3 protein-coding genes are annotated in these 4455 nt (G+C 62.6%); all 3 read left to right on the forward strand.

Features of this window, described 5'->3' with window-relative positions; genetic code table 11:
- A partial coding sequence (locus QZ522_RS17985) for a cyclic nucleotide-binding domain-containing protein (protein ID WP_294614836.1) occupies window positions 1-1729 on the forward strand: 1729 nt, incomplete at its 5' end.
- Window positions 1730-1942: 213 nt separating this feature from the next.
- A complete protein-coding gene (locus QZ522_RS17990; RefSeq protein ID WP_294614840.1) occupies window positions 1943-3433 on the forward strand; it encodes a SulP family inorganic anion transporter in 1491 nt (496 codons plus the stop codon).
- A gap of 12 nt (window positions 3434-3445) precedes the next feature.
- Entirely contained in the window at window positions 3446-4300 is an 855-nt protein-coding gene (locus QZ522_RS17995; protein ID WP_294614843.1) for a universal stress protein, read from the forward strand.
- Window positions 4301-4455 lie beyond the last annotated feature (155 nt).

Below are 4455 nucleotides of genomic sequence, written 5' to 3' on the forward strand. Positions count from 1 at the left end.
GGCGGGGCTAACGCTAAACCTGACGGGACCGGCGCGTTTGCCGCCCGTAGCCTGGGCCAACCTGCGCGAGGTGTGGAACCTCCTGGCACATTGGGCCGGGGCCCTGATCTTTATCCTGGCGGCGTTGTTGATCCCGCGCCTGCTGGAAGAGGTGCGGGCCAGCGATTTCATCCTGATCGTGGTGGTGACGCTGGCGGCGGTCGTGGCGCGCGCGCTGATCCTGTTCGGGCTGATGCCGCTTTTGTCGGCGCTCAGGCTGTCGCCGGTGGTCGAACGACCGTACCGCGCCGCGATCCTCTGGGGTGGTCTGCGCGGGGCGGTGACATTGGCCCTTGCGCTTGCCGTGACCGAAAGCTTTCGCGTGCCGCTTGAGGTCAAGCGGCTGGTCGGCATTCTGGCCACCGGCTTTACCCTGTTCACGCTTCTGGTGCAGGGGACGACCCTGCGGTGGGTGATCGGGCGGCTTGGGCTTGACCGGTTGTCGCCGCTCGATGCTGCGCTGAGCAATCAGGTGGTCGCCGTCGCGCTTCAGACAGTGCGCGAGGATGTGGCGCGGGTGTCGGAGAATTACGAGCTGACCAGGGAAACCGTGCGCTCGGAGGCCAAGCGCTTTGGCGAGCGCCTTGATGGCGCGGTCAAGGCGGCCGAGGACAATGCGGCGATCTCGGACCGGGATCGGATCACCCTTGGACTGATCGCGCTTGCGGGGGCAGAGCGCGACACGATCCTGGCGCGCTTTCGCGAGCGTGCGATTTCGGCGCGCCTGTCGGAACAAATCCTGACCGAGGCGGATCGCCTGATAGAGGCGGCGCGTACCGGCGGGCGCACAGGGTATCAGCGCGCGGCCCGCAAGAGCCTGCGCTATGATCGGGCGTTTCGCGTGGCTGTGGTTCTCAACAACCGGCTCGGGCTGGCGGGGCCCCTGGCACGGATGACGGCGGACCGCTTTGAGGTGCTGTTGTCGCAGCGCCTTATCCTGCGTGACCTGAGCGGATTCATCGACAAGCGCATCCGGCGCATTCACGGGCGCCGCGTGGCCGAGTTGCTGCATGAGCTTCAGACCCGGCGCATCGAGCGGGTCGAGACCGCGCTTGAGGGATTGCGTCTGCAATATCCGGGCTATGCCGAAGAGCTTGAGCGTCGTTTCATCCGGCGCACCGCGCTCCGGCTTGAGGCGCGCGAATACGAGGCGATGCGCGAAGACGGGCTTATCGGCTCCGAGCTATATACCGCGCTTGTGCAGGAGATTGACGTCCGCCGCCTTAAGGCCGAAGAGCGCCCCAAGCTTGACCTTGCGGTGCAAAAAGCAGAGCTGGTGCGCCAGTTCGAGTTGTTCAGCGGGCTTGACGAACGCAGCCTCAAGCGGCTGACGCGGGCGTTGCGCACGCGCTATGTCGATGAGGATGACGTGATTGTTCAAAGGGACAGCGCCCCCAAGAGCGTGTTCTTTGTGGCCTCGGGCGCGGTCGAGCTTGAGACAGCGAACCAGACCTGGCGGCTTGGGCGGGGCGACATGTTCGGGCAGATGGCGATCCTGATGCAAAAGCCGCGCCGCACCGAGGTGCGCGCGATTGCCCCCTCGACGCTGTTGGTTCTGGACGAGGCGCGGTTTGTCAAACTGCTCAAGCGCAGCAAGGGTCTGCAAGAGGCGGTGCGCGCCACCGCCGAGAAACGAGGGCTGAGCAATGACGCCTTCACACTTCCCGATCTGGTGGCGCCAAAGGCCTGAGCCGTGCGGCCCTGCGGCCACGCATGGGCGGACTGCACGCGCATGGGGTTGGCAATGCCGGAGCGTGGCGCTATAGGCTGCGCCCGATCAACAGGACCTCGGGGTGTACCCCGTGCGGTTCTTGCTGCGGCCAGAGCGCCGTTTCACCGAAGGTAAAACTGCACAGACATGACAGGGCCGGTTGCGGCGGGCTTGTCCAGGAACGGATTTCACATGATTTCACTTGATGCCTATCGTGGTCAATGGCTGGGAAATATCAGGGGCGACGTTCTGTCGGGACTGGTGGTGGCGCTGGCGCTTATCCCCGAGGCGATTGCCTTTTCGATCATTGCCGGGGTTGATCCCAAAGTCGGGCTTTATGCCAGTTTCTCGATTGCGGTGATCACCGCGATCACCGGCGGGCGACCGGGGATGATCTCGGCGGCGACGGCCGCGACGGCCGTTCTGATGGTCACGCTGGTGCGCGATTACGGGCTTGAATATCTTTTGGCGGCGACTGTGCTTGCCGGGCTGTTACAGATCGGCGCCGGCATTTTTCGACTTGGATTCGTGATGCGCTATGTGTCGAAATCGGTAATGACCGGCTTTGTCAATGCGCTTGCGATCCTTATTTTCATGGCCCAACTGCCAGAGCTTGATCCGCGCGCCGTGCCGTGGATCACCTATCTTCTGGTGGCGGCAGGCCTGTGCATCATCTATCTGTTCCCGCTTCTGACCAAGGCGGTTCCGTCACCTCTTGTGACGATCATCGTGCTGACGGCGGTGACGCTTTTGCTTGGGCTTGATGTGCGAACGGTCGGCGACATGGGCGCGCTGCCCGATACCTTGCCGATCTTTCTCATTCCCGACATTCCGCTTAACCTTGAGACCCTGAAGATCATCCTGCCCTATTCGATCGCGGTGGCCGTCGTGGGCCTGCTTGAAAGCCTGATGACGCAGAATATCGTCGACGATCTGACCGACACCAGATCGGACCGCAATCAGGAATGCATCGGTCAGGGGCTGGCCAATTCGGCGACCGGGTTTATCGGCGGCATGGCGGGTTGTGCAATGATCGGGCAGTCGATCATCAACGTCAAATCCGGCGGGCGCGGGCGCCTGTCGTCCTTCGTGGCCGGTGTGTGCCTGTTGATCCTCGTGGTCGGCCTTGGCGACATGGTCAGCCGCATCCCGATGGCCGCGCTTGTGGCGATCATGATCATGGTTTCGGTCGGCACGTTCAGCTGGTCTTCGGTCAAGGATTTGCGCACGCATCCGCGATCCTCTTCTATCGTGATGCTCGCGACCGTGGTGATGGTTGTCTATACCCATAACCTTGCGATTGGCGTGCTGGTCGGTGTGCTCTTGTCGGGCATCTTCTTTGCGGGCAAGATCGCGCAATTGTTCCGCGTCGCCACAGACATCACAAGCGACGGGCGGGTGCGGACGTATCGTGTGGAAGGGCAGCTGTTTTATGGCTCGGTCGAAGATTTCATGAAGGCCTTTGACTTCAAGGAGGCGCTGGAGAAGGTCGTGATCGACGTGAGCGGCGCGCATATCTGGGATATTTCATCGGTTCAGGCGCTGGACATGGCGGTCCTCAAGTTCCGCCGTGATGGCGCCGAGGTCGAGATTGTCGGAATGAACGAGGCGAGCGAAACCATCGTCGACAAGCTGGCGATCCATGATAAGCCCGGAGCCATAGACACGCTGATGGCGCATTGAGGGGGATAACCCATGACAGACAAGATCATCGCCCTTGTAGACGGCTCGATTTATTCGGCCTCGGTCTGCGAACATGCTGCCTGGTTTGCCGAGCGCACCGATGCGCCGGTCGAGCTTTTGCATGTTCTCGGGCGCCGGGAGGGGGCCGAGAATGCCGATTTGTCCGGCTCGATCAGGCTTGGCGCGCGGAGTGCGTTGCTGGAAGAACTGGCGGCGCTGGACGAGCAGCGCGCCAAGCTTGTGGCGCATCGTGGCAGGGCCATCCTTGAAGATGCCCATGGCATCGTTGAACGCGCCGGGGTGAGCGAGATCACCACCCGCCTGCGCCATGGCGATATCGTGGAAACCGTGGCCGAGATCGAAGCAGACGCGGCGATGATCGTGATCGGCAAGCGCGGCGAGGCGGCGGATTTTGCCAAAGGCCACTTGGGATCGAACCTTGAGCGGATCGTGCGGGCCAGTCACAAGCCGGTCGTCGTGGCCGCCCGCGCGTTCGAGCCGATCGAAAAGGTTCTGGTTGCCTATGATGGTGGCGTTTCTGCAATGAAGGCGGTGGATCAGATCGCACGCAGCCCGATTTTTGCAGGGTTGTCGGTGCATGTGGTCACGGTCGGAAGCCCGACGCCCGAGGTCAAGAGGGGCCTGGAAAATGCGCGCGCGCTGCTGGAGGCGGCAGGGATCGTGGCCGAGACCGGCGTGGTGTCCGGTCAGCCCGACGCGGCGCTCGGCAAGCTGGTGGAAGAGGCCGATTTCGACATGCTGGTGATGGGCGCCTATGGCCATAGCCGGATTCGCAGCCTGATCATCGGCTCGACCACCACGGCGATGATCCGATCCTGCAAGGTGCCGGTCGTCCTGATGCGTTAAGCCGCATCCGGGGCGGCGGATTGGCAATGATTTGCAGGCAGGCGCAGAAAGCCTCTTGCACTGTGCGGCGGGCTTGGCTAATACGCCCGCACTCGGGTGATTAGCTCAGTTGGTAGAGCGCTTCGTTTACACCGAAGATGTCGGGAGTTCGAGCC

Origin of the sequence: uncultured Roseovarius sp. (genome assembly GCF_913054395.1) — a bacterium.
Taxonomy (GTDB): domain Bacteria; phylum Pseudomonadota; class Alphaproteobacteria; order Rhodobacterales; family Rhodobacteraceae; genus Roseovarius.